Annotated in this window: 20 protein-coding genes; 11 read left to right on the top strand and 9 right to left on the bottom strand. The window is 60.8% G+C overall.

What is annotated here, in order from left to right; genetic code table 11:
* Nucleotides 1-34: 34 nt before the first annotated feature.
* The 3 genes from M0D67_RS36405 to M0D67_RS36395 form a co-directional block, all read right to left on the bottom strand.
* Nucleotides 35-592, bottom strand: a complete 558-nt coding sequence (locus M0D67_RS36405) for a hypothetical protein (RefSeq protein ID WP_266241964.1) — start codon at nucleotides 590-592, stop codon at nucleotides 35-37.
* Between the two features lie 453 nt (nucleotides 593-1,045).
* Nucleotides 1,046-2,872 (bottom strand): DUF262 domain-containing protein, encoded by a 1,827-nt coding sequence (locus M0D67_RS36400; protein WP_266241963.1) that lies wholly within the window; start codon nucleotides 2,870-2,872, stop codon nucleotides 1,046-1,048.
* A 346-nt stretch (nucleotides 2,873-3,218) separates the two neighbouring features.
* A complete protein-coding gene (locus M0D67_RS36395; RefSeq protein WP_266241962.1) occupies nucleotides 3,219-4,520 on the bottom strand; it encodes a PD-(D/E)XK nuclease family protein in 1,302 nt (433 codons plus the stop codon).
* A gap of 731 nt (nucleotides 4,521-5,251) precedes the next feature.
* Here M0D67_RS36395 and M0D67_RS36390 point away from each other — a divergent pair.
* Nucleotides 5,252-5,689, top strand: a complete 438-nt coding sequence (locus tag M0D67_RS36390; protein ID WP_266241961.1) for a hypothetical protein — start codon at nucleotides 5,252-5,254, stop codon at nucleotides 5,687-5,689.
* Between the two features lie 10 nt (nucleotides 5,690-5,699).
* On the opposite strand, the gene M0D67_RS36385 is transcribed toward M0D67_RS36390, so the two are convergent.
* The 4 genes from M0D67_RS36385 to M0D67_RS36370 form a co-directional block, all read right to left on the bottom strand.
* Entirely contained in the window at nucleotides 5,700-5,867 is a 168-nt protein-coding gene (locus M0D67_RS36385) for a hypothetical protein (protein ID WP_266241960.1), read from the bottom strand.
* A gap of 23 nt (nucleotides 5,868-5,890) precedes the next feature.
* Complete coding sequence (locus M0D67_RS36380; RefSeq protein WP_266241958.1) at nucleotides 5,891-6,031, bottom strand: hypothetical protein; 141 nt, start codon at nucleotides 6,029-6,031, stop codon at nucleotides 5,891-5,893.
* Nucleotides 6,032-6,071: 40 nt separating this feature from the next.
* Nucleotides 6,072-6,812, bottom strand: a complete 741-nt coding sequence (locus M0D67_RS36375) for a hypothetical protein (RefSeq protein ID WP_266241956.1) — start codon at nucleotides 6,810-6,812, stop codon at nucleotides 6,072-6,074.
* 421 nt (nucleotides 6,813-7,233) lie between these two features.
* Nucleotides 7,234-8,178 (bottom strand): AraC family transcriptional regulator, encoded by a 945-nt coding sequence (locus M0D67_RS36370; protein WP_266241955.1) that lies wholly within the window; start codon nucleotides 8,176-8,178, stop codon nucleotides 7,234-7,236.
* A gap of 186 nt (nucleotides 8,179-8,364) precedes the next feature.
* On the opposite strand from M0D67_RS36370, the gene M0D67_RS36365 reads away from it, so the two are divergent.
* Nucleotides 8,365-8,826, top strand: a complete 462-nt coding sequence (locus M0D67_RS36365; protein WP_266241953.1) for a (2Fe-2S)-binding protein — start codon at nucleotides 8,365-8,367, stop codon at nucleotides 8,824-8,826.
* Nucleotides 8,827-8,828: 2 nt separating this feature from the next.
* Nucleotides 8,829-11,039, top strand: coding sequence for a xanthine dehydrogenase family protein molybdopterin-binding subunit (locus M0D67_RS36360; RefSeq protein ID WP_266241951.1), 2,211 nt, complete (start codon nucleotides 8,829-8,831; stop codon nucleotides 11,037-11,039).
* A gap of 98 nt (nucleotides 11,040-11,137) precedes the next feature.
* Here the strand turns inward: M0D67_RS36360 and M0D67_RS36355 are convergent, their stop codons facing one another.
* Entirely contained in the window at nucleotides 11,138-12,868 is a 1,731-nt protein-coding gene (locus tag M0D67_RS36355) for a methyl-accepting chemotaxis protein (RefSeq protein WP_266241949.1), read from the bottom strand.
* Between the two features lie 464 nt (nucleotides 12,869-13,332).
* On the opposite strand from M0D67_RS36355, the gene M0D67_RS36350 reads away from it, so the two are divergent.
* The 7 genes from M0D67_RS36350 to M0D67_RS36320 all read left to right on the top strand — a co-directional run bounded on the left by M0D67_RS36350 (nucleotide 13,333) and on the right by M0D67_RS36320 (nucleotide 21,620).
* Nucleotides 13,333-13,905 (top strand): TetR/AcrR family transcriptional regulator, encoded by a 573-nt coding sequence (locus tag M0D67_RS36350; protein WP_266241947.1) that lies wholly within the window; start codon nucleotides 13,333-13,335, stop codon nucleotides 13,903-13,905.
* A 56-nt stretch (nucleotides 13,906-13,961) separates the two neighbouring features.
* Nucleotides 13,962-14,837 carry an SDR family NAD(P)-dependent oxidoreductase gene (locus M0D67_RS36345; RefSeq protein WP_266241945.1) on the top strand — a complete coding sequence of 292 codons (876 nt, stop codon included), beginning with the start codon at nucleotides 13,962-13,964 and terminating at the stop codon, nucleotides 14,835-14,837.
* A 134-nt stretch (nucleotides 14,838-14,971) separates the two neighbouring features.
* Nucleotides 14,972-15,673, top strand: a complete 702-nt coding sequence (locus M0D67_RS36340) for an NAD(P)H-binding protein (RefSeq protein ID WP_266241943.1) — start codon at nucleotides 14,972-14,974, stop codon at nucleotides 15,671-15,673.
* A 209-nt stretch (nucleotides 15,674-15,882) separates the two neighbouring features.
* Nucleotides 15,883-17,394 carry a sensor domain-containing diguanylate cyclase gene (locus tag M0D67_RS36335; RefSeq protein WP_266241941.1) on the top strand — a complete coding sequence of 504 codons (1,512 nt, stop codon included), beginning with the start codon at nucleotides 15,883-15,885 and terminating at the stop codon, nucleotides 17,392-17,394.
* A gap of 180 nt (nucleotides 17,395-17,574) precedes the next feature.
* Nucleotides 17,575-18,189, top strand: a complete 615-nt coding sequence (locus tag M0D67_RS36330) for a DUF2239 family protein (protein WP_266241938.1) — start codon at nucleotides 17,575-17,577, stop codon at nucleotides 18,187-18,189.
* A 430-nt stretch (nucleotides 18,190-18,619) separates the two neighbouring features.
* On the top strand, nucleotides 18,620-20,185 hold the full coding sequence (locus M0D67_RS36325; protein ID WP_266241937.1) for a methyl-accepting chemotaxis protein: 1,566 nt from the start codon (nucleotides 18,620-18,622) through the stop codon (nucleotides 20,183-20,185).
* 127 nt (nucleotides 20,186-20,312) lie between these two features.
* Complete coding sequence (locus M0D67_RS36320; RefSeq protein WP_266241936.1) at nucleotides 20,313-21,620, top strand: solute carrier family 23 protein; 1,308 nt, start codon at nucleotides 20,313-20,315, stop codon at nucleotides 21,618-21,620.
* Between the two features lie 91 nt (nucleotides 21,621-21,711).
* Here the strand turns inward: M0D67_RS36320 and M0D67_RS36315 are convergent, their stop codons facing one another.
* Nucleotides 21,712-23,367 carry a Na+/H+ antiporter gene (locus M0D67_RS36315; protein WP_266241935.1) on the bottom strand — a complete coding sequence of 552 codons (1,656 nt, stop codon included), beginning with the start codon at nucleotides 23,365-23,367 and terminating at the stop codon, nucleotides 21,712-21,714.
* Nucleotides 23,368-23,750: 383 nt separating this feature from the next.
* Here M0D67_RS36315 and M0D67_RS36310 point away from each other — a divergent pair, with 383 nt between their 5' ends.
* Nucleotides 23,751-25,019, top strand: coding sequence for an EAL domain-containing protein (locus M0D67_RS36310; RefSeq protein ID WP_154558842.1), 1,269 nt, complete (start codon nucleotides 23,751-23,753; stop codon nucleotides 25,017-25,019).
* Nucleotides 25,020-25,045: the final 26 nt, after the last annotated feature.

Here is a 25,045-nt window from a genome sequence, read left to right as displayed (position 1 = left end):
CTTCCATACTGATCACGTTCACCGAAACGGCTGATCACCATCGCCGAAATCCGCACGCTGGTCGGTACTTCACAGACACTTCTCTTTCGAAGAATGCTGCCGTTGCGATGACGTGGAAAATGTCCTCGCGCAGATTTGGGCGGAGGAGAGCGAAGGTGCCGTCGACTGAGTCGACTTTGTCAGGCCAAGCCCGGTAAATCCGGCTATCTGCTTTCTCCTGGGAAAGGCGCACTTCGGCGGCTGAGAAAAGCGGCTCGAGGTCTTTGGTAACAGCGGCAGGCAGTTTGTTGCCCGCGAAGCGCTGCAGAATGTGAAACGCGACAGCTTCGGCTGCTCCCATCAGACTCGCACTGTCGCGGGCGCCTTGCAACCACGGTTTTCTTTGCCAGAGCAGTTCCCGGCCATTCGAAGTCGATAGAACAAATTTTTCCCTCTCGAGCTTTGCCAGCTCGCGCAAGACCTTCTTCGGATACTTTGTGCGATGCCCACGTTCTTCAAGCTGTTGCCTGACTTCCGGTGTGGTCATCCATGCCGTCGCATCACGCTCCGTCGGCAGGATGCGCAGAATTGCTTCGTCAAGGCTTGTGGTCACTGGTCCTCGCGTTCGTTTCGTTGTCGTTTCTGTCCGTGCCGTCGGCGGGGAGTTTGCGCGCTGGCGTCGATACCTGCAGAAGCGGATTCTACGTTTGATTGAGACATTTTATGTCTCAATTCGGCGGCTCGGCCGGTCGTTCTGGCACGACCGTCACTGAATTAATCAACGTCTTCAAGGCGTGCGGTGAACCGGCGAGAGATGCCGGCTTGTCCGAGTTGATGGTAGCAGGACAACCTGCGCCGCTTCGCCGAGTACCCGATTCCAATCAAGCGCAGCCACACGGCGCTAGCTTCAGTCCGCGGCGTTCTCCAACAGCTCGCTGGAGGCTGCGGCATAGCTTCTGGAGCATTGTTTGCTGGCGCAATCAATTGATGCCCAGACTCCCTGAATTGTGGGGAGCAGCCTCCGTAAGTGCGACCATAGCTCGAGCCGCACCGGCAGACGCCCTCTCTATTTGACCGCAGCGTCCGCTTGGATGACGATGTCTTCAGTCGGGTGAACAGCGAAGGATTTCCGAATTGGCCAATGGTCTACCACGACCGCTGACAAACGCTTTGAACGGTCAATAAGTTGAGACCTGCTAAAGCGCTTGTCTCCCGCACAAGACGCGGCCAGCGCCTTGGGCGCGCACATAGACGAGGACATGTACAAGGTAGGGACTGTCATTTTGTCCTCTACCGTACGGTTTTTGCACGCGCTGTTGATACTACCTTCAAGCAAGACCAGATTTCCGAATTTGTGCTTGTGCATTAGATAGTCTTCGTCATTTCCAAATCCATAGCCGTCGATGCTGAAGCTGTTTTCCGGGTCTTGGGGAAGGATGTGTTCTACTGTCAGACCGTTTTGATTGAGCGTTGCCAAATCCTGCAAACTCAACTTCGGCTCATCCACGGCGGCTCTAGCCATTACCTCTTCTTGCAAAAGCATCCTAGGCAGCGCCGGATTGCGATACATGTCTTCGTCCACTAGACGGGAAGCCATCATCGCGTCTGGCATACCCCAGTTGCAAAAATGCTGCAGTGCGCTGATGACCCAATCGATGCTACGCTGATGCAATTCGCGCGTAATGCGGAAAATGTCAGCCTGAGGATTCGTGCCGCGTAGCTTGAAAACGCGCAAGTCGGCCAACTCAATGATGTCCATTAGGTCGCGCGCGTCAACTGTGCCTCGCTCGTTCAGCCACCCTTTCAAATGCAGCCGGATGACCAGTGGGTACAGGGTGGCCGACAAGTCTTGCACCACCCACAGGAGGTATGACTGCATATCCGTGCGGGTTGACTGAATCAATGCCTCCAGACCAGCGAAGAATTCAGTCAGGTCAGTTGTGTACGCCTTGATGAACTCGTTCAGCTTTTCTTGGTCGCCGCGCAGGTCTTTCAGCGCAGGTTTCAGAAAGGCTTCGAGTACCGTCTCCGACGTAGCCGAGTAGTCACCGCCTGCAGCAACCCCAAAGCGGGTACCATCAAACGCGAGGTAGTGGTATCGCAATACGTCGTCTTCGCGGAATGCATCACGGTCGATTTGTCGGACTTTGTAGCCAGATTCGCAGGCTAACTTCTTGATTCGGCTGAAGCTACGGAATGCTTGCCCGAACTGCGATGAGACGAACTCATCCAGTTCGCCGTCAAGATAGCGATTTGAATAGTAGACCAACAGGCTCTTTACGATATCCATCTTGGCTAACGGGACGCCGCGGTCATTAACCGACTGAAACATCCGAATTGCTTTGCCTTCGTTGGACTCGATAAACTCAAGAACTTCGAGGTTACTAAGGCACAGCAACCACTGCTTCACGAGTTCCTGTCCACCCTTCACTTTGATGGAATTGACACGATGACGAATCCATAGATAGGCATTTCGTAGGCGCTCTTGGCCGTCGGATACCGGAACGGGATTTCTCCGGTCCAGTAGTTCGCGAAAAAATACCTCGTTGTCCCCCAACACGCGAAACTTGGCACCTGTGACGGGATGCTCTATGAAAGTGTTGCGATAGTGCTGTTTGATGTTGGCGTCGTCGACGGCATCAATCAGCGCATCGAGCAGCATGGTTAGTGTGGTCAGGCGCTGCTGACCGTCCACCACGTGTACGGGTGCGTTTCTGTCCTGTTGAGACAGGATGAAGGTACCTAAGTAGTGCCCCCCGCCAACTTCGAGGGCTTCTTCTACATCGTCGAACAAGTCGTCGACGTTACGTTCCCTCCAAGCGTAATCACGCTGGTAACTAGGAATGACCAGCGTCTTGCCGGTGAAGAAGTTTTCGATTGTTTTTGTGCTCACGTCTGCGTATTCCTTTCGCTGGGTTGCTGCAGAAGATGCTTGTTGCGCGCCGGGAAGGCGCTGAGTGTCAGTTATCCGTTCTCAGGGAGATGCCGGGTACGCGCCAGACGACTGTAGTCAACTGTTCATCCTCAATGAATCTCATTGGATTTTGTAGGCGTGTTTCAACCTTGCCTTGCCCGTTGAGTCGGCCGCCACCCGATACAGCCATGCACGCTCGCCTACCTTCCCGCTATTTTTCATTGGAGACTTTGTCAGGGGATTTGCCCGCGCGAGATGCGCCATTTCCACCTTGTACCCATACAGTCGATGCATTCCCAAGACGATGGCGCACGAGAGTGAGTATTCATGCGCGTCGCAATGCGGAGGAGAGAAGGTGATATCGCGAAACAAGCTCGCGACGGATGTCAGCCTCCTTGACCTCAATGGTCAGCACCCTGCGCCGGTCCGCATTCTGTTTCCCGCTGGCAAGCTCTGGGAAGGCTTTCTCCATCGAGGCATGAAGTCGTTCGGCTAGGTCAGCGCGCAGTTTTCCCTCCCGATAAACGATGCTGACGCCGTACATCGGTTCTGTCGCAGTATCTTCGCCATGAGCCTGCAATGCCCACACTCGCAGGAAAAACGGCCACCAATACGCGTCGTTCTCGTCGGGTTCCGTGTACTCATACCAAGCGTCATCGAAGATTCGCATCCAAGCATCTCCGGTCTCGTACTCGAACCGCACGGCCGGTAACGCCTCCTCCAGTTCAGCCTTGACGAACGATAGGCTCTTGAGGCGCGCCAATCTGTCGACCAGTTCCGGATGGTGATGCGCGAACAACCAGAGGTCGCTCGCCGGGTCGCCCAGTGTCATCCCCTGAGCCTCGGTCACCCGCGTGGAGCGGGCTTGCGCGAGGGGTTTTAGCAACGCGCTGTAGCGGCGCGTCAGCCGGGACAGAATGGTGTCGACCACCTTGTCCGCTTCGGACTCGTAGTCCGCCTGCCGCTGGCAGTATGAAATAAGCAAACTTGCTGACTGGTTGCCCCGTCGCAACTGAGCCTCGGCGCGCGTCGCCCCGGATTTCAGCCAGCTGTAGTCCAGATAAACCCAGTGGTTCGTCAATTCGCTCAACTGCAGCTGGGTTGAATGCCCCCTGTCCAGCGCGATAAGCGCCACGTGATAGTCCTTGAAGTTGGGGTCACGCTTTATGAGTATCTGCACTGACTCGCGATACCGTATGAGCTGGCCATTGTCGTGTCGTGCCTTGTACTTGTTCTCGACGAGGATGATGAACCTGTTGACCGGGTCGACGATAAAGAAGTCGAGCTTGTTTTCGGTCGAAATATGGAACTCAAGGAGCAGCAGTATCGAGTGGAATCCGGTCAGGTTGATGCGTGCTGGTGTCCAGTGCGTGAAGAAGTCGGCATTCAGTCCATCCTCGACCTCGCAGTTTGCCCATGCTGCGGTCAGGAAATCCTTAAATATCGCATCGCCTTGCCCGTGTCCCTCGCGGGGGTTGAGCAACCACTGGAGAATTTGCGAATGCTGGGTCTCCAACGGGTCGATGATATCGAAGATGTCGTTCGCGCGCTTGAGCGCCTCAATGGCCTGGCCCAAGTCCGGGTCACTGATGAACTCCTGAAAAAGCTCGACATCGAAGTTGGCCATGGTTGCTGAGAGTTTTATTGCCACATGTCCCCCAATCGCGGTGGGGGCATTATGCCGAAAATCTATGGCGAGTGGATGTCCGACGACTGCCATGACGCCGGTCGCGCGTGAACGGCGTCATACGGGACACTCCCTCTGTAGTCTCATTGGGTAATAGCGCCGGATTGGCCGTTTTCAACTAGACAAAGGCGCATGAGGTCTCGCCCGTGCTAGATATCGCAGTACGGGTCGGCGAACTGACGGGGATGTCAATTTCGAATGCACTGAGCATCTCGCTCTTCTGAGCGTTCCGTCTTCAATCTTCCTGGGGGCAAGGCATGAAATGACTACTTGAGTTTGCCAAGTCGCAAGAGAACATCGACAGGCTCGCAGTCCGGCTCACCATCCCCGTCTATGCTCTAATTATCCCGATGGTTGTCGCACTCGTGGTTGTGACTATTCTTAAATAACGCGCTATGCGATGCGTTTGAAGTCGACACAGCCGCCCGAATAGCCGACGTGAGGTTTGGCGACACGTGAGCTATGACATTCGTGCTCCCGCGTGTTTGTGTTTCCGGGGTCCAGCGACAACAATCCGATTCCAGCGGTGCGCCTGGACCTACGACTTCTTTGTGTCTGGGAGTGACCGTGCGCTGGCGTAAGCCTCGATGAAAACTTTGATTCCCTACGCCGGAGACAGGCGGTTGGGGCTACATTGGCGCAATGTGAGCAATCCGCCTCGGAGCATTGCCATGCCTGCACAATCCTGCAACCGGATAGACCTGGCGCTCGAGCAGCTGGAGCTGGCAATCACTCTTTTCCTCGACGGAAAGAGCTTTGCCTCGGTCATCACCTTGGCCAGCGCGGCGGAACGGGTCCTGGGGCAGGCGTTGCGACATTCGGGCAAAGATGCGGTACTGGACTGGACGTTCATGGAGACGGCGCCGGTGCACGACCTGCTGCACGGAGTCGCTCTCAAGAAGGGGGCTTACGTAGACACTCAGAATCGCGTCAGTAACGCATTGCGCCATTTCGACGACAAGGACGCGCCAAACTTCGACGCGGACCTTGACGAGGCTGCTTGCTGGATGCTGGTGAGAGCCTGCGAAAATGCCCATCGGCTCGGGCTGACCGTGCAGGGATTCGACGCTTTCAACGACTGGTTCTACGAGCACGTCGTCGGCATTTGATGGAGGCGGCTCAGCCTTGTGCTTCAGCCTGTTCGAGCTTTTCCAGCACTTCCTGGGCTTGACGCCAGACTTCGTCCAAAGGCACGGACCGGTCAGGCTCGGCCGGGTCGCCGAAAAGGTCGCTTTTCTGCATGGTGCCCACCGTGGTATTCGCGCGGCCGGCGAAGTACACCGCCATCGTGAATTCCCGTTGTTCGTAAGCTAGATGTGCCTGTTGAATGATTTGGCGAGCGACGGATGCAGCAGGCCACGCTGTCTACCGCTGCTTTGCGGCCCGCCGATGATGGCAATCATGACGAGCGGGGTTGCCTGATAGGTGTCGTCCGACTTCGATTGGGGCATATCTCTTATTTGTTTCCGAATCGGACACAAATCCGAGACTTCAACTGAGGTTAGAACAGGCGCCATTGCCTAACTCGCTTTGAAGTCGCCTCGTCGCCTCAGCCTCTGCATTCCTGGCGACCCCGTGCTCGTCAGTCGCACCCACGAAATCAATACTACCGTTCTGGACGCCCGCAGGCTCGGGACGAAATGCCCAGCTCTTAACACCACAGGTATGGGAGGTTGAATCTTCGAACGCCACCGCAAGCACGACCTCTCCGCCTTGTTCTGGGGACCAGCTTAGCGGAAATTCTCTGGAGGAATACGTGGCGACTTGACCACTTGGCAAATCTCCGCCAAGAAGGTCTTCGATATCATTGGCCACAGCAAATTCCCTTGCGATTCGAGCGATAGTTACGACGTGCGCTGCTGTATTCTTACCAGCGTTCGATAAAGTGAAAAAGAACCGGCAATTGGCATCAGTGCGGGTTTCTTGCCAGCACTTCTCTTTATCAAGCCGAGCGAATATTGCTGCGCTGTTTTCGCGCTGCTGACGAATTTCAGCGGCCTCAGCCAACTTCTGCGAGGCCTGTGACACCTGCAAAGAACGTTCGCTCGTCTCGTTCGCTCGCAAGGAGGCTTGCAATGTGAAGTACGCGGCGAGTGCTGCGGGTATCGCGGTCAGCAGCACGCCGACTGTTGGAGTGCCGATGAAAAGCCAGCATTTTAGAAGCCACTCTTTGAATAGGTCGAATAGGTCCGAGCTGGTGCACCTGAACCATTCCCATACGTCCTCAAGCATTTATCCGCCACTTTCACGAAGTACAAGGCTGGTTAACGACCATCGCAGGTTCTTCTTTAGAGAAGTATGATGAAGGTCGACCATGAGCGCGCTGGATGGCCGTAGCGGGCGGTCACAGTGAATTCAAAAATCACCGCCTGTTCGTGTTTCCGTGGTCGAATAGAATGACGAGATTTGCAGCGTAAGTGTTCTAGGGGCAGGAAACGGGGCACGCGAAAAAGGCGTCAAGGAAAAGTCAGCCTATCTGATTTGCGTTTTTACAACAGTTCAGTAGCCCTCCTCCCACCAAAGATCACATCCGAAGTGGTCCGAGATTGTCCAAAAGCCCCGCAGCCGAAAGGTTCGCGGGGTTTTCTGTTTCTAACGAAGTCCAATCGCCTCCATCGCCTTCAAAGGGAGATGTCGCGCATGCGACTTGCCCCTACTCCCGAAACTCCACCCCATCCAAACGCCTCAACTGCGCGATGTCGCGAAGCGGCGGCGCGCCGAAGTGCCGGCTATATTCGCGACTGAACTGCGAAGGGCTCTCATACCCGACCCGGACCGCAATCGACCCGACATCTCCGCTATGCCGCAGCAGCAATCTGCGCGCCTCATGTAGCCGCAGTTGCTTCTGATACTGCAGCGGAGTCAGTGTCGTGACGTTCTTGAAGTGATGATGGAGCGACGACACGCTCATGTTCACCGCCTGTGCCAGCGTCTCCATCCGCAAAAGCTCGGTGTAGTGATTCTGGATCCACTCGATTGCCCGCGCGATCCGGTACGTCTGACTCCCGTTTACCGCGACCTGCCGCAGCCGTTTCCCTTGCTCGCTCGTCATCAGCCGGTAGAGCAATTCCTTTTCGATGAGCGGTGCGAGTACCGGAATGTCACCCGGAGTATCGAGCAATCGTACGAGTCGCAGCGCAGCATCGAAAACCGGTGCCGACAGCGTGGCCACAGCGATGCCTTCGCCTGCCGACGCGGCATCCGGTTCAGGCAGACGCAGTTGCGTCGCCAGTTCGACGATCCGCTGCGGATCGAGCGAGAACTTCACACACAGATAAGGCGCGTCGGGCGACGCCCGCGTCACCCGCGACATCACTGGCAGATCGACGGACGTCACGAGGCAATGCAGATGATCGTAGACGTACGCCTGCCCCGCGACCATGACCCGCTTGGCGCCCTGCGCCGCGAACACGAATGCGGAGTTCGTCACGCCGCAACCGAGATCCACGGGCTGCGAGTAGCGATAGAACGTGAGCGACGGGATCGCCGTCTGATGGGTGCCGTCCGTCGGCGCGAAGCGGCTGATGAGCGCGGCGAGTTCGCGGCGCGCGGTTTCGCGTGCCGCCGAAGGATCGGGCCGGGAGGAATGCTGTTTCATGCGCATGAAAATCCGTGGACGGAATCGAGCATACCCAACCGCTGCCGGGCAAGCGCGGCTGGCCTGCTGGATTTGCAGCATTGTTCAATAAATTTGCAGGATTGTGTAAGCGCAACAGCAGGCAGTCGGTACACACTGCCGCGTACACCCGGCGCCAAGTCCGGGCTTTCCCCACGGAGAGGTTCCATGTCTACATCGTTTGTCCTCAACGGCAAGAACGTTACGTTCGATGCCGATCCCACCACGCCGCTCCTCTGGACGATCCGCGAGGACGCGGGCCTGCACGGCACGAAGTTCGGCTGCGGCATGGCGCAATGCGGCGCCTGCACGGTTCATCTGGAAGGCGAGGCCACCCGCTCGTGCGTGCTGCCGCTTGCGGCTATCGCGGGCAAGCGCATCACGACTATCGAAGGCATTGAAAGCCGGCCCGCAAAAGCCATTCAGGCCGCATGGGTCAAGCTTCAGGTGCCGCAGTGCGGGTACTGTCAGTCCGGACAGATCATGTCCGCGACAGCCTTGCTCGAACATAACGCCACGCCCACTGACGCCGACATCGACGCCGCGATGAACGGCAACATCTGCCGCTGTGCGACCTATACCCGCATTCGCGCGGCCATCCACGAAGCCGCTGCCACCCTGAAGGCCTGACCATGACGACCGATCTCGATCTCACGGATGCGGTACGCCCGTCGCGCCGAACCTTCCTGAAAGCAGCCGGCGCCTTCGCGGCAGTCGGTCTCACCATCGGCTTCGAATGGGCGGGCACGGGCCGCCGCGCGCTCGCCGCCACGATGCCCGAGGCGACGTTCGCACCCAATGCATTCCTGCGCGTCGCGCCCGACAACAGCGTCACGGTCATCGCGAAGCATGTCGAGATGGGCCAGGGCGCGTACACCGGCATCGCGACGATCGTCGCGGAAGAGCTGGATGCGAACTGGCAGGACGTGCGTGTCGAAAGCGCGCCCGCCGATGCGAAGCGCTATGCGAATCTCGCGTTCGGCACGATCCAGGGCACGGGCGGCAGTTCGGCGATGGCCAACTCGTGGATGCAATTGCGCGAAGCCGGCGCGAAAGCGCGCGCGATGCTTGTTTCCGCCGCCGCTGCGCAGTGGCAGGTGCCTGCACAAGAGCTGACGACGCGCGACGGCAGCGTTCATCACGCAGCCACGAACCGGACCGCGACCTACGGATCGCTTGCGTCGGCCGCGGCCCGCTTGCCGGTGCCGGATACGGTCACGCTCAAGTCGCCGAAGGATTTTCGTTTGATTGGCCACCAACTGCCGCGCGTCGACGTGCCGCCGAAAACCAACGGCACCGCGCAGTTCACGCTCGACGTGACGTTCCCAGGCATGCTGGTCGCACTGCTGCAGCGTCCGCCGCTCTTCGGCGCGACGGTCAAGTCGTTCGATGCGTCGGCCGCGAAAGCGGTGCCCGGCGTCGTCTCGGTCGTGCAGGTGCCGGGCGGCGTCGCGGTGGTCGCGAAGGGGTTCTGGGCGGCGAAGCAGGGCCGCGATGCGTTGAAGGTCGAATGGGACGATTCAAAGGGCGAAAAGCGCAGCTCGGACGCGATCATGGCTGAATACCGGCAGCTCGCCGAACAGCCCGGCATGTCCGCCCGAAAAGACGGTGATGCGACGAAGGCGCTCGCAGGTGCGGTGAGGAAAATCTCCGCCAGCTACGCGTTCCCGTATCTCGCTCACGCGCCGATGGAACCGCTCGACGCGGTTGTCAAACTCACCGCTGACAGTTGCGAAATCTGGGCCGGCGACCAGTTTCAGACCATCGACCAGGCCAACGCCGCACATACGGCGGGGCTCGATCCGCAGCAGGTCAAGATCCACACGCTGTATGCGGGTGGAAGCTTCGGCAGACGTGCGAACACCCAGTCGGACTATATCGTCGAGGCCGTGTCGATCGCGAAGGCGCTGGGCGCGAACGGCACGGCGGTCAAGCTGCAGTGGACCCGCGAGGACGACATCCACGGCGGCCTCTACCGGCCGATGTACTTCCACAAGCTCGACGCGGGCCTGAGCGCGGACGGCAAGCTCGTCGGCTGGCGGCATCGCATCGTCGGTCAGTCGATTCTTGCCGGCACGCCGTTCGCCAGCGTGATGGTCAAGAACGGGATCGACGGGACGTCCGTCGAGGGGGCCGCTAACGTGGCCTACGCGATTCCGAACATCTCGGTCGAACTGACGACCACGCAGACCGGCGTGCCCGTGTTGTGGTGGCGGGTGGTCGGCAGCTCGCATACGGCATTCGCGGTCGAGGCGTTCATCGACGAAGCCGCGCACGCCGCGAGAAAGGACCCGTTCGTCTTCCGCCGCGATCTGCTCGCACATGAACCGCGCATGCGTGGCGTGCTCGAACTCGCCGCCCAGAAAGCGGGCTGGGATCCGGCGAAACCGTTGCCCAAAGGCCGCGGGCGCGGCATCGCGGTAGCCGAGGCGTTCAAGACGTACGTCGCGCAAGTCGCGGAAGTCTCCGTCGACAAGGACGGTAACGTGAAAGTGGAGCGCGTCGTCTGTGCAGTGGATTGCGGCACGCCGATCAATCCCGACGTCATCGCCGCACAGATGGAAGGCGGCATCGGCTTCGGTCTCGGCGCGGCGTTGCACAGCGCGATCACGCTGAAGGACGGCAAGGTCGAGCAGAACAACTTCGACGGCTACCAGGTGCTGCGGTTCGCGGAGATGCCCAAGGTCGAGGTGCATATCGTTCAGTCGGGCGAAGCGCCGACGGGTGTCGGCGAGCCGGGTGTCGCACCGGTCGGGCCGGCGGTCGCGAACGCGATCTTCGCGGCCACCGGCAGGCGGATTCACTCGCTGCCGTTTCCTGCCGCTTCGGAAAAGACTGCCTGACGGGCTGACCTAAGACGACGCGCAGCGTCGTGATTAACTGCGCTCCCGCGTGCTTGTCATGCGGGAGCGTGGCGCTTTCCTGAATCAGAACGATCCGATCAGAACTTATCCCACCCGTCATCTACAGCCGCAGTAGCAAGTGCATTAACCGGCGCAACGGCCGTAGCCCGTGCAACGCGTTTCGGAGCAACCGCAACAGCAGCCGCCACCTCGCGCCGCGGCGCCTCCCGCCGAGCAGGAGCAGGAGCCGCGGCTACCGCAGCCGCCGCATCCTTCACCTGAAAAAACGCCACGGCGTCAGTCAACTGTTCCCCCTGGTCTTCCATCGACCGCGAAGCCGCTGCAGCCTCTTCCACCAAAGCCGCATTCTGCTGCGTGACGTTGTCCATCTGCGTAATCGCAAGATTGACCTGCTCGATCCCACGGCTTTGTTCGGTCGAGGCCGCCGCGATCTCCGACATGATGTCCGTGACTCGTGCGACTGCCTGAGTCACTTCAGTCATCGTCTTGCCCGCCTCGCCGGCAAGCGCGGACCCGTCGCGAATCTTGTCCACGGAAGTGGCGATCAGGTCCTTGATCTCCTTGGCAGCACTCGACGAACGTTGAGCCAGGCTTCTGACCTCGCTCGCGACCACCGCGAAACCCCGCCCCTGTTCGCCCGCACGCGCGGCTTCGACCGCCGCGTTCAGCGCGAGGATGTTCGTCTGGAACGCAATGCCTTCGATGATGCCGGTGATGTCCGCGATCTTCGTCGAGCTGTCGCTGATGTCGTGCATCGTGTTCACCACCTGCCCGACGACCTCGCTACCCTTTTGTGCCACCGACGATGCATTCGCAGCCAGCATGCTGCCTTGCTGCGCGTTGTCCGCGTTCTGCTTAACCGTGGAGGTGAGTTCTTCCATGCTGGAAGCGGTTTCCTGCAACGAAGCAGCCTGCTGCTCGGTACGCTGGCTCAGGTCCATATTGCCCGCCGCGATCTGACGTGCCGCGCCGGCGATGCTGGTGCTGCTGTCGCGCACCCGTCCGACGGTCACCGTTAGCCGTTCATTCATCTCGCGCAGGGCGGTCAGCAGTTTGCTGGTTTCGTCGCTGCCCTCGACCGTGATGCGCGTGCGCAGATCGCCTTCCGACACCGTGCGCGCGACGTCGATCGCAAAACGCAGCGGCCCCGTCACTGCACGCGTGATCACCACGCATGCGCCGACGGCGAGCCCCAGCGCGATAAGGCAGATCGCGATCAGCAGATTGCGCTGGTTTTCGTAATGCGCCGTGTACTCGTTGACCAGTTGTTCCTGGCGTGAGCGCGTGTAGTCGGCGTACGCGTTGGTCGCGCGAATCAGCGCGGCGAGCAGCGGCCGGCAATGCTCGTCCATCTCGACGATCGCTTCGTCCCGCTTGTTGGTGAGCGCGAGATTGACGATGTTGAGGGCAACCGGACCATAAGCTGCTTCGACCCGATTGATCTCGGCGACGAGACTGCGTGCTTTCTCCGACGTATCGGTCGCGCTAGCGATCATGTCGTTGAGCTTTTTCAGGTCGGTTTGCACGTCTTCGTGAGCGCGCGTCACGTCGGCTTTCTCTACTTCGAGATCCTGGGGTTTGGTCACGAGCACAAGGTTGCGCGCCGCGATCGCTCGGCGGTCCACGGCGGTTCGAACCTGCACCGCCATATCGGCGCGTGCGTTGATGCCGTGGACGAAGTTGGAAAACCCCTCGGTCGAATCGCTCAGCGCCTTCAGGGAAAGGCCGGAAACCGCGACGACAATGAGAGACAGCATGCCGAAGCCGGCAATGAGTTTGGTCTTGATGGTGAGGTTCTTGAGTGTCACGATTTTTTTCTCCAATAACGAAACGTTGAAGTGTTCGCAATGGACTCTCAGGTCCGGGCATGGGAGCGTCTATCTGACTGCCGACCATCGTGGCAGCCCCGCGCGGTTTACCCCTAGTGCCTTCCCTAAGACGCATCCCACGAGTGCGTCGAACGTCCGGCAATAAATCGGTATCCCATTTACTGGTTATCGGATCGGATTCTTACAGACTTAAGAAATCTCGGGTATTTCTCTACTAAGCTTGCGTACGATGCGCGAAGAATGCATCATTTTCTGTTGATTTGAATATCTTTAGGCGCATGATGAAAACTTTAATCTTACATATTCATTTCATTTTCCGGCGTGTGTCCGAGCCAATGACCTGCTGGCCAGCATCAGGCAATAGAAAATGGCTTGAACAAGTGATCACCTGCGGATATGATTGAGCAATCACTCATTAATTGTTTGTAGTCGAAGCGAACCGTATGGCCCGTCCGAAAAGCGAAGACAAACGCAACGCCATCCTTGGCGCTGCAACTGAGGTGATCGCCGAGCAGGGTTTGGCCGCGCCCACCGCGCGCATCGCAAAAGTCGCGGGCGTGGCTGAAGGAACGCTGTTCACGTACTTCGACAATAAGGACGAGCTGGTGAACCAGCTCTACCTGGACATCAAGGCGGAGCTGCGCGAAGTGATGATGACGACCTATCCGAAGCAAGCCAGCGTGCGCGTGCGCGTCCAGCACGTGTGGAACAGGTTTGTCGACTGGGGCGTGGCGCAACCGCAAAAACGCCGGGCAATGGCACAACTGTCCGTGTCGGAGCGTCTGACCGACTGCACGCGTGCAACTGGCATGGAGTCCTTCGCAGACATCAACGCAATGATTCAGGCAAGCGTGGCGAGCGGCGCGTTGCGTGATCATCCGCCGGCTTTCCTGTCGGCAATCATGGCGGCGTTGGCCGAAACCACCATGGATTTCATCGCTCGCGAACCGGCCAATACCGACCGTTATCGCAAGGCCGGCTTTGAGGCGTTCTGGCACGCGATTGCCCAGAACTAAATTTTTTGTCTTATTAATGAGCGCGTACATGCTCAATTAAATGTAAGGAGCGCATTATGTCGAAGGTCTGGTTGGTTACGGGAAGTGCCCGCGGGCTTGGGCGCGACATTGTCGAAACGGCGTTGCGTGCCGGTGAGCGGGTGGTTGCTACGGCACGCGATCCGCGTCAGTTGGCCGATCTGCTGACGCGCTACGGCGAGCAGGTTCGCGCGGTTGCGCTGGATGTCACGGATCCGGCCGCGGCGCGCGAGGCGGTGCAGGCCGCAGTCGATGCTTTCGGGCGGCTCGATGTGGTCGTCAACAACGCGGGCTTCGGGCATCTGGCGCCGTTCGAGCAAACAACCGAAGACGATTTTCGTGCGCAGATCGACACCAACTTCTATGGTGTGGTTAACGTCACGCGTGCGGCGCTTCCGGTGCTGCGGAAGCAGCGATCCGGCCACGTGATCCAGATTTCGTCGGTGGGTGGCCGTGTCGGGATCGCGGGTTTGAGCGCATATCAGGCCGCGAAGTGGGCGGTCGGCGGATTCACTGAGGTGATCAGCCAGGAACTCGCGCCGTTCGGCGTCCACGTCACTGCGCTCGAACCAGGCGGCATGAAAACGGAGTGGGGTACGGGGGCGATGGGTGAGGCGCCGGAATTGCTGCCGGACTATGTGCCGTCGGTCGGCGCCGTCACGGATATGCTGTCCCAGTACGTCGGCCAGGAAACCGGCGATCCCGCAAAGGTTGCGCAAGTGGTGTTGAAGCTCGCGTATCACGATTCGTTGCCGGCGCATCTCTTGCTGGGCAGTGATGCGTTGCATTTCGCCGGCGAAGGTGACAAGGCGCGCGCTGCAGCCGCCGAAGCATGGCGAGCAGTCAGCGCGGCCATCGATTTCTCCGCGCCAACGCCGCTGCCGGCCTTTCCGGGCGCATCGGCGAAAGCCTGAGCGCGCATGCGGCGGACGGGCGACGCTCAGATCGCCCGCCACGCTCAGGACAAAGCGGTCACCGCCCGCTTGTGGGACATATTCGAAGGTTTGACCAATGCGCGCTGGCCGGGCGCGATCATGGAGCACACATCATGAAGGTTCTGATATTCGGCGCGACCGGCATGGTCGGGCAGGGCGTATTGCGCGAATGCCTGCGCGCGCCTGATGTCGAGGTAGTCCAGACGGTTGGCCGCACCCGCACCGGCCAGCTCGATCCGCGTCTGAACGAGCTGATTCAGCCGGACCTGATGGACTACCGGGCGGTGGAAGAGTCGCTGAAGGGTTTCGATGCGTGCTTTTTCTGTCTGGGCGTCTCGTCGGCAGGCATGCAGGAGGCCGAGTATGCGCGCCTGACCTACGACCTGACGTTGGCCGCTGCGCAGACGCTTGCCCGTCTGAATCCGCAGATGACTTTCGTCTACGTGTCAGGTGCGGGCACCGACAGCACTGAACACGACCGTACCATGTGGGCGCGGGTCAAGGGCAGGACGGAGAATGCGCTGCTACGGCTGCCGTTCAAGGCCGTCTACCTGTTCCGCCCCGGCGTGATCGAGCCGCTGAACGGCGCTGTTTCGAAAACTCGCTCGTACCGGTTGTTCTATACGGTGGCGAGGCCGCTTCTGTCGACGCTGCGCGCGCTGTTTCCCAACCACATTCTGAGCACCGAAGACATCGGCCTGGCGATGCTGGAGGTCGCGCGCCATGGCGCCGCCAAAGCGGTGCTCGAGGTTGCCGATCTCCGTGCGCTCAGCCGCGCCGCATCCGAGCCGGCGCTCGATCTGCACGCGGGCTGAGCGCCCGGCTGGGGTGACGTCCGCGCGCCGCCCCCGCGGCCCGCGACGTCCCATAGTCGAAAAATTTCGTTTAGTCCGCCAAAAACCTGTCTTTTCCCTCGTTCGACGCGCCTCAGCGTCTGGTAGGCTACCGTTTCACGGGACGCGCCTTCCGGGCGCGGCCAACTCCTCCACGCGTGTAGGTCAGCGCATGCTCGAATGAAACGCTCATGGTGACGCGCCGACCGAACATCGTGATTGCCATCAGTATCGTGCTGGCCAGCGCGATCCTCGCGATCGCAGTGTGGGTATTGGCGCAGATGCGCGATGACGCGTTGCGGCGCGCGCAGGATTCGGTCTTCAACGTTTCGCTGCTGGTCGAACGCGACGTGTCGCGCAATCTCGAGATCTACGATCTGTCGCTGCGGGCCGTCATTGAAGGCTTGAAACAACCCGGCGTGCTGGACTTGCCGCCGGCGATCCGCCAGATGGTGCTGTTCGACGGCTCAGCCAGCGCAAAAGACCTGGGTTCGATTCTCGTACTCGACACGGCCGGCAACATCGTCTTCGATTCGCAATCCACGCCTCCGCGCGCGTTCAATCTCGCCGAGCGTGAATACTTCCGCGTTCAGCGCGACTCTCCCAATGTCGGCCTGTATGTCAGCCATCCGTTCATACCCAAGGTACACGGTAAGGACGTGAGCATTGCGCTGAGCCGGCGCATCTCGCGGCCGGACGGCAGCTTCGGCGGCGTGGTGGTCGGCACGATGCGGCTCACTTACTTCAGACACCTGTTCGCCGGCATGAATCTCGGCGCGGGCGGGTCGATGGCGCTGATGCTGAACGACGGCACGATGCTGATGCGGCGCCCCTACGATCCGAAAATTATCGGCCGGAGCCTGACCGGCACCGCGAACTACTCACGCTTCCTTCTGCAGCCGAGCGGGGACTTCTTCGGCACGGCGGCGATCGACGGTGTCGAGCGCTGGTACGCGTTCCGCCATATCGATATGTATCCGCTGATTCTCGACGTGGCGCTCTCCACGCGCGATATCTATGTGGAGTGGCGGCGTCGCGCGTGGATCATCGGTACGCTGATCGCGGCGCTCGACGTAGTGATCATTGCGCTCGCTCTCCTGTTCTCGCAGCAACTGCGGCAGCGCCGCGCGGCCGAAGAAGAGTTGCGCGTGCTCGCGCGTACCGACGGGCTGACCGGCCTGAACAATCGCCGCACGTTCGAGGAACATGCGGAAGAGGAGTGGCGCCGCGCGCAACGTAACGAATGGCCGTTGTCGATGCTGCTGATCGATGTCGACACGTTCAAAGGCTTCAACGATCTATACGGCCACTCGGCCGGCGACGATGCGCTCGTCGCCGTGGCGCGCTGCATCGGGCAGAACGTGCGACGCCCGGGCGATACCGCTGCGCGCTATGGTGGCGAAGAATTCGCTGTGCTCTTGCCGGATACCGACGAAACCGGGGCGACGGCCATCGCCGAGAAAATTCGCGCCGCGGTTCAGGCGCTCGAACTTCGCCACGTCGCGAGCTCGCACCATGTGCTGACCATCAGCATCGGCATTGCCTGCACCGGCCGCCAGGTATTCGCGACGAGCCGCGCACTCGTCAACGCCGCGGACGAGGCGCTCTACGAGGCCAAGGACGCCGGCCGCAACCGCGTGCTTTGCTACCCGGTGGCGGCGCGGGCGGATCGGCGGAGTGCCGTGGCGTCGCCGGCGCAATGAGGCAGGACAATTTCACAGGCGTGCCGGTTAGTGGGCCGCGCCGAGTTCGAGCAGCGGGCCAGCGCTGATTGGCGCAGAACCAACCGCGTGCGCTGCTCTGAATAATTTCACCCGGGTAATATGTTGCGCTTAATTTATACCCGGGTATAATTCGACAAATTCATCTTTCTGGAGTTTGTCATGACCCCCCACCCTGTAACCTGCACCGCATTCGAGGGGCACCGCCGCATCGCCTCGGGCTCCTTGTCCGAGGTGGCGCTCGCCATACGCGAAGTGCTGGCGCGCGGTGAACAGGCGCCCGTGCTGGTTTTCGACGACGTCACGAGTCGCCCGGTCGAGTTTGATTTGCGCGGTACGCCTGAAGAGATTCTGGCGCGGCTGGCAAGCGGGGCGCCCGGCGAACAACCCGCACCAACCGCTGACGCCGGGGAAGACGACACCCCGCGCAGCCGCGGCCGGCCCAAGCTCGGTGTGGTGGCGAGAGAGGTGACGTTACTGCCGCGTCATTGGGATTGGCTCAATGGGCAATCGGGTGGCGCTTCGGTCGCGCTGCGCAAACTGGTCGACGCGGCGCGGCTTGCGGGCGAGGACAAGGACCGCAAACGCGCAGCGCAAGAAGCGGTGTATCGCTTCATGACCGCGATCGCCGGCAATCTGCCTGATTACGAAGATGCGACACGCGCGCTCTATGCCGACGATCGGACGCGCTTTGACGGGATCGTCGCGGCATGGCCGGAGGATGTGCGCGATCACACGCTGCGGCTTGCTCAAGGTGCGCTCGTTACGCATCCATAAATTCAACCGCGTATCGAACGCACCGGACGCACTGGCGAGTGCGCCGACCAACGAAACGTAGGGACAAAAAAAAGCCGCTCACGCCGGGGAGCGTGAGCGGAAAGTCGGAGAGTTACATCAACATCACGTGCGCTCATGGGGGGTGAACGCAACAGACAAAGTCTAAAAGCTCGGCTCATCCCCATATATCAGACAAATCCCAATCATTGCGCCGACATGCAAAGCGCGTCGACGTAGCGATCCGGACCCGCGCGCCAGGCATTCCTTACATCATCCTGTCCCGGTTATGCCCACCATTTATCGCATCAAGTCTCTGTTACGCACGCCGTAAAAGAGGTGGGAGCGTCGCCACGTATCTGAAAAATGGCGAAATGTTTTGCCATGGCGCAGCGACGCGAGCGTCCCCTTAGGACTTATGAAGGATGGTGAGATGAAGTGGTTCGATCGCATGACCGTATTCAGGAAGCTGCTGTTGGCGTTTGCCGTCGTGATCGGGTTCTGCGTCGTGATCGGCGGGACTTCGCTAAAGACGTTGTCGTCGATGCATGCCATTGCCGACGCCATCTGCGACCAGCACATGAACGGCCTCTACTGGATGGAAGAGGCGAACCGTCACAAGATCGATTCCGATCTTGCCGCCGCGAATCTCGGCTACGCCGCCGACGACGCCGGCCGTCAAAAGTTGAAGGACAGCATCGTCGCGTCGCTCAAGGAGATGCACGGCGCCTACGATCAGTATCGCGCGACCATCGCTACAGCCAAGGGTCAGGAGATGTTCGACGAAGTGCTGCGCAAGTCGGCGGTGTGGGAGGGCATCGTGCATCAGCAGATCGGTCTCGAACCGATTCCGGCCGGCGTCGACAACAACGAACTCGTGCGCCGCGCGATTGCGTCGAGCGAGGCGCTGCGCGATCGCATCACGGCGCTGATCGACTATCGCCGTCAGCAAGCCAACGAAGCGCAGCAGGAGGCGGGAGCCAACTATCAGCACATGCGGATTGTGATGCTCGCGCTGGTGTTGGGCGCGATCGCGGTGGGCACCTTGCTCGCGACGGTGATTGCACGACGCCTTGCGCGTCAGCTCGGCGGCGAACCCGATTACGCGATGCACATCGCCAACCGCATCGCCGACGGCGACCTGAGCGTGCGCGTCGACACCCGTGCGGGCGATACCCACAGCATGTTGTTTGCGCTGAGCAATATGCGTGAGCGGCTGGCGGGCATTGTCTCGGGCATCAGCGAGTCGAGCGAATCGATCCTGATGGCCTCGGGCGAGATCGCGCAGGGCAACACTGATCTGTCGCAACGCACGGAAGAGCAGGCTGCCGCATTGCAGGAAACCGCGTCGAGCATGGAGGAATTGACGTCGACGGTGAAGATGAATGCCGAGAACGCGCAGCAGGCGGGTGGTGTCGCGCATGGCGCGTCGGAAGTGGCGGCGCGCGGCAGCGGCCTGGTCGGCGATGTGGTCGAAACGATGCGCCAGTTGGCGGCCGGCTCGAAGCGCATGACCGACATCATTGCGGTGATCGAAGGGATCGCGTTCCAGACCAATATTCTCGCGCTGAACGCCGCCGTCGAAGCGGCGCGGGCTGGCGAGCAGGGCCGCGGCTTTGCGGTGGTGGCGGGCGAAGTGCGTTCACTCGCGCAGCGCAGCGCGGTGTCCGCCAAGGAGATCAAGGAACTGATCGAGAGCTCGACGGCGCGTGTGGGCAGCGGTGCCGAACTGGCCGAGCGGGCCGGTCAGACGATGGCGGAAGTCACGCATGCGGTGAAGCGTGTGACCGACATCATGGGTGAGATTTCGTCGGCGTCGCAGGAGCAGAGCACCGGCATCGAGGAAGTGAACCGCGCGGTCGCGCAGATGGACGACGTGACCCAGCAAAACGCGGCGCTGGTCGAGCAGGCGGCGGCCGCGGCGGCGTCGATGGCGGATCAGGCCAGGCAGTTGCAAGCGGCGGTGACGGTGTTCTCGCTGGACGCGCGGCGCGCGTAGCGCTCATTGCGCGCTTTTTGCCGCCCTTGCCAGGCCTGGTGCCTCTCCGTACACTCGCGCGTAATTCCCAGATGGCGCGGTTTCGCAGCGCCGTCCACTACAACGCCGACAGAGGAGAACCCCCGCCATGGCCGATTCCTATTTCCCACGCTGGCGCGCCCAGCCGAACGCTGCCGAGGGTCGCATTGTCGGCACCGACGAGCGTCTCGCGTGGCCGCAGATGCTTGCAATGGGTATTCAGCACGTTGTCGCGATGTTCGGGTCCACCGTGCTTGCGCCGTTGCTGATGGGCTTCGATCCGAACCTGTGCATCTTCATGTCGGGGATCGGCACGTTGTTGTTCTTCGTCCTTGTGGGTGGGCGCGTACCGAGCTATCTCGGTTCGAGTTTCTCATTCATCGGTCTGGTGATCGCGGTGACGGGGTATGGCGGCCACGGTCCGAACATGAACATTCCGGTGGCGTTGGGCGGGATCATCGCGTGCGGGGTGGTGTACGCGATCATTGGCCTGATCGTGTCGGCGGTCGGCACCCGATGGATTGAAACGCTGATGCCGCCGGTGGTGACGGGCGCGATTGTCTGCGTGATCGGCTTGAATCTCGCGCCGATCGCGGTGCATGGCGTGAGCGGGAGCAACTTCGACTCGTGGATGGCGCTGGTGACGGTGCTGTGCGTCGGCGCGGTCGCGGTGTTTGCGCGCGGCATGCTGCAGCGTTTGCTGATTCTGGTCGGTTTGCTGATGGCGTACGTGATTTACGCGATCGTCACGAATGGTCTCGGCATGGGCAAGCCGATCGACTTTGCGATTGTGGCGAACGCTGCATGGTTCGGTATGCCGCAGTTCACCGCGCCGGTTTTCAACATGCAGGCGATGACCTTGCTTGCGCCGATTGCGGTGATTCTTGTTGCTGAGAATCTTGGGCACATCAAGGCGGTGAGCGCGATGACCGGTCAGAACCTCGACGGTTATGTCGGCCGTGCATTTATCGGCGACGGACTCGCGACGATTCTGTCTGGCTTTGCCGGCGGCACGGGGGTGACGACGTATGCCGAGAACATCGGCGTGATGGCCGTGACCAAAATCTATTCGACGCTGGTGTTTGTGATTGCCGCGGTGATTGCGCTGGTCTTGGGCTTTTCGCCGAAGTTCGGTGCGGTGATTCAGACCATTCCGGGGCCGGTGCTGGGGGGCGTGTCGATTGTTGTGTTCGGCCTGATCGCGGTAACTGGCGCGCGCATCTGGGTCGTGAATAAAGTCGATTTCTCCGACAACCGGAATCTGATCGTGGCGGCGGTAACGCTCGTGCTTGGCGCTGGGGATTTTTCGTTGAAGCTCGGTGGGTTCGGGCTCGGCGGGATCGGTACCGCGACCTTCGGCGCGATCATTTTGTACGCGCTTCTGAGAAGGAAGCCGGCGCAGGGACCGGTGGCCTGATTGACCTGGGCGACGGCCTTTTCTCTTGTGATTGAGAGATCAAGCGATCAATAGAAAGGCCATCGCCGCGTCGTAACGCTGACTGCTACCTCTATCGCTTCCGCACGGTCAGCGCCGTCTCCGATAGATCCACCTCGCGCATGAGCTTGTTCAAAGTCTCGTCATTGATTTCCTGACTATTGCGCAGCGCAAGCAGCACCTTCCGCTCGGCTCGCATCGCCGCCAACTTCATCCGGAATTCCAGCGCATCGGCACGGCGCGCCAGTTCACGCGGCTCCTGTTCTTCTTCCAATGTGGCGAGCCGTCGTCGATAAATGTCCATGACTCGCGCGGTGACATCCGCCGCGTATGCCGATGCCGACTCATCCAGATCCGCGCAGTCTCTTTCGTGCACTTCGTCAACTGCGCGAATCGCGGCTTGCGCCGCCATCGTGCGCGCCATCGCCTCCTCCGCCGCATGCGGATCCTTACCCCGCCGCCAGCCGCTCAACAACAGCGGCAACGCCACGACGGCCACCAGCAGCGATAGCAGAATCACGCCCGAGGCAATGAAAATCGCCAGGTCCCGCCCCGGCAACGGCGCACCACCCGGCAAGACCTCGGGCAACGACAACACGCCCGCCAGCGTCACCGCGCCACGCACGCCGGCCACCGTCGTCACCGTGACCGTGCGCAACCCCGGCACGGCACTCGCCATACCGTGCTTCGCCGCGCCGCGGCTCGCGAACCAGCGCAGCAACCACACCCACACGAAGCGCAGTGCGTAGAGCGCCGCCGCCACCGCGGCGATGTAGCCGATCAAGCGCCACACCTCCACATCGCTGGTCTCGTGCGCGTCGAGCAGCGCGCGGCCGAGAATGTGCGGAAACTGCAGCCCCAACAGAATGAACACCATGCCGTTGAAGACGAATTCGATCATCGTCCACGTGCTGTTCCCGCGCACGCGCGACGACACCGGCCCGGCGTTCGCGATGTTCGCGTAGTTCATCATCATGCCGGCCGAGACCGCGGAAAGAATGCCCGAGAACTCGAAGCGCTCGGCGATCAGATACGCGGCGAACGGAATCAGCAGCGTCATCACCACACCGGGTGCCGGATCGCCTTCTTCGTTAAGACTCAGAAAATGCGCGGACACAAAGCTGAACAGCCAGCTCACCGCCGCGCCCGTCGCGAGACCGCCCACCGCGATGATCACGAAGCTGATCGACGCGTCGCGCAGCGAAAACACTCCCGTCAGCGCCGCGGCAATCGCGAACTTCAGCGCGACAAGGCCCGACGCGTCGTTCATCAACGCCTCACCTTCGAGGATATGCATCAACCGCCCGGGAATCTTGCCCTTGCCGGCGATACCGCTTAGCGCTACCGCATCGGTCGGCGACAGCACCGCGGCAAGCGCGAACGCGACCGGCAGCGAGATCGATGGCGCCAGCGCATGGATGAAGTAGCCGACCGCCAGCACCGTCATGAAAACCAGGCCGAGCGCGAGCATCAGGATGGAGCGGCGCGCCATGAACAATTCGCGCTTCGGGATTCGCCATCCATCCGCGAACAGCAGCGGCGGAATGAACAGCATCATGAAAATTTCCGGATCGAAAGTGACGTGCAGCCCGAGCCTCGGCCATGCGAGCAAGGCGCCGATCGCGATCTGGACCAGCGGCAGCGGCAAGGCGACCCGCAGCATCCGCGTCACGATGCCGGAAGCTGCGACGGCGAGCAAAAGAATCAGTACGGTAAAGACAATATCCATCGGTCTATTTCTGGAGATATAGCGGTGCTTCCTCTGCGATCGTCGACGATGCCGCCGCGTATCGATCGCGAGGCGTGCGTGAGGCACAAGGCCGAAGTTTAGCCCGACGCTGCAGCACGCCATTGTTAACCCGACAAGGTCCCGCGAGCCCGATCGGCAAGCGTCCAGGTAAGGTAATGCACCTTAACGGTGCGCGCTGCGCCCCCGCGCGGCGCATCGGCTCATTCATCGGTGCAATCTTTCATGCAAATTTCATTCGAATGTGCGCCAGCGTGCGCATGGAGCTTGCTTAAGGAATATCGATGACGCACATTTTGAGAAACGGTGCCGAGGTTGTTCGCTTCCGCGTTCGGACCGGCCCGGCTCTCGCGTGAGAGGATTGCATGACGATTGCGCAACAGGAAAGGACGGCCAGCGCGCCGCATGGCTTCGATGTCGAGGTGACGTCGGGGCTCGAACGTTTTTCGGTGCAGCACGGCGAGCTGACGTTGACCAGCGTGTTTCAACCCATTTTCAGCCTGTCGCATATGCGGGCAGTGGGCTACGAGGGGCTGCTGCGCGCGCACGATGCGCTCGACCGGCCTGTGTCGCCGCTTGACGTATTCGGCGAGGCGGCGCGTCTCGGCGACGTGCTGCAAGTCGACCGGCTCGCCCAGACCCTGCATCTGGAGAACTTCAAGGTACTTGGCGCCGAGCGCGAATGGCTGTTCCTGAACGTCCATCCCGGCGCGCTCACCGACCCGTATCTCGCCGCCGCCTTGCTGGCCAACCTCAAGCGACTCGATCTGTCGCCCCGGCGGATCGTGCTTGAGGTGCTCGAACAACGCGCCGAAGATCTCGAACGTCTCGCCGACGCCGTGCGCCAATTCCGCGAGCGTGGTTTCCTGATTGCGCTCGACGATTTCGGCGCGGGCCATTCCAACGTCGAACGGATCTGGCAGTTGAATCCCGACATCGTGAAGCTCGACCGCATCATGCTGTCGCACGCCGCGCATCGTGCGGATATGGCGACGATCCTGCCGGGGCTGGTGGCGCTGCTGCACGAAGCGGGCAAGCTGGTGCTGATCGAAGGTGTAGAAACGGAACACGAAGCGCAGATGGCGCTCGCCTGCGATGCGGACTTCGTACAGGGGTTTTTCTTCGGCCGGCCGAATCCAGGGGCGGCCGACGCGGCGCACGCCACGACTTGCATCAGCGAAGTCACCGACCGCTATCGCGATCAGGCCGAAGCGCGCGAGCGCCGCAATGCGAGCCGTCTCACGCCGTATCTGCGGGCGTTTGAGCGTGCCGCGGAACGGCTCGCAGCCGGCGAACCGCTCGAGGAAGTGTGCTGGAATTTCCTCGCGCTCGACCATGCCGCGCGCTGTTTTCTGCTCGATGCGAAGGGCAAGCAGGCGGGCCGCAACGTCGTGTTGCGTGCCGATCGCGCGGCGCATGAGACGCGCTTTTTGCCGCTTGCCGACGCGCAAGGGGCGAACTGGCTGCGTCGTCCGTATTTCCGTGCGGCGATCAACGCGCCTGAACGCGTGCATGTGACGCGTCCGTATCTGTCGATCAACGAGGCGCTGCCGTGTGTGACGCTGTCGGTGGCGACGCGCGTGGGTGATCAGACGTGCGTGCTGTGCGGCGATATCGATTGGGTCGAAGAATAGAGGTTCGGATGCTTCGCTCCGGAGGG

Source organism: Paraburkholderia sp. SECH4, assembly GCF_030511745.1.
GTDB classification, from domain to species: Bacteria; Pseudomonadota; Gammaproteobacteria; order Burkholderiales; family Burkholderiaceae; genus Paraburkholderia; species Paraburkholderia madseniana.
The sequence above is the reverse complement of the archived record's forward strand: the minus strand, read 5'-3'. Positions and strand labels throughout refer to the sequence as shown.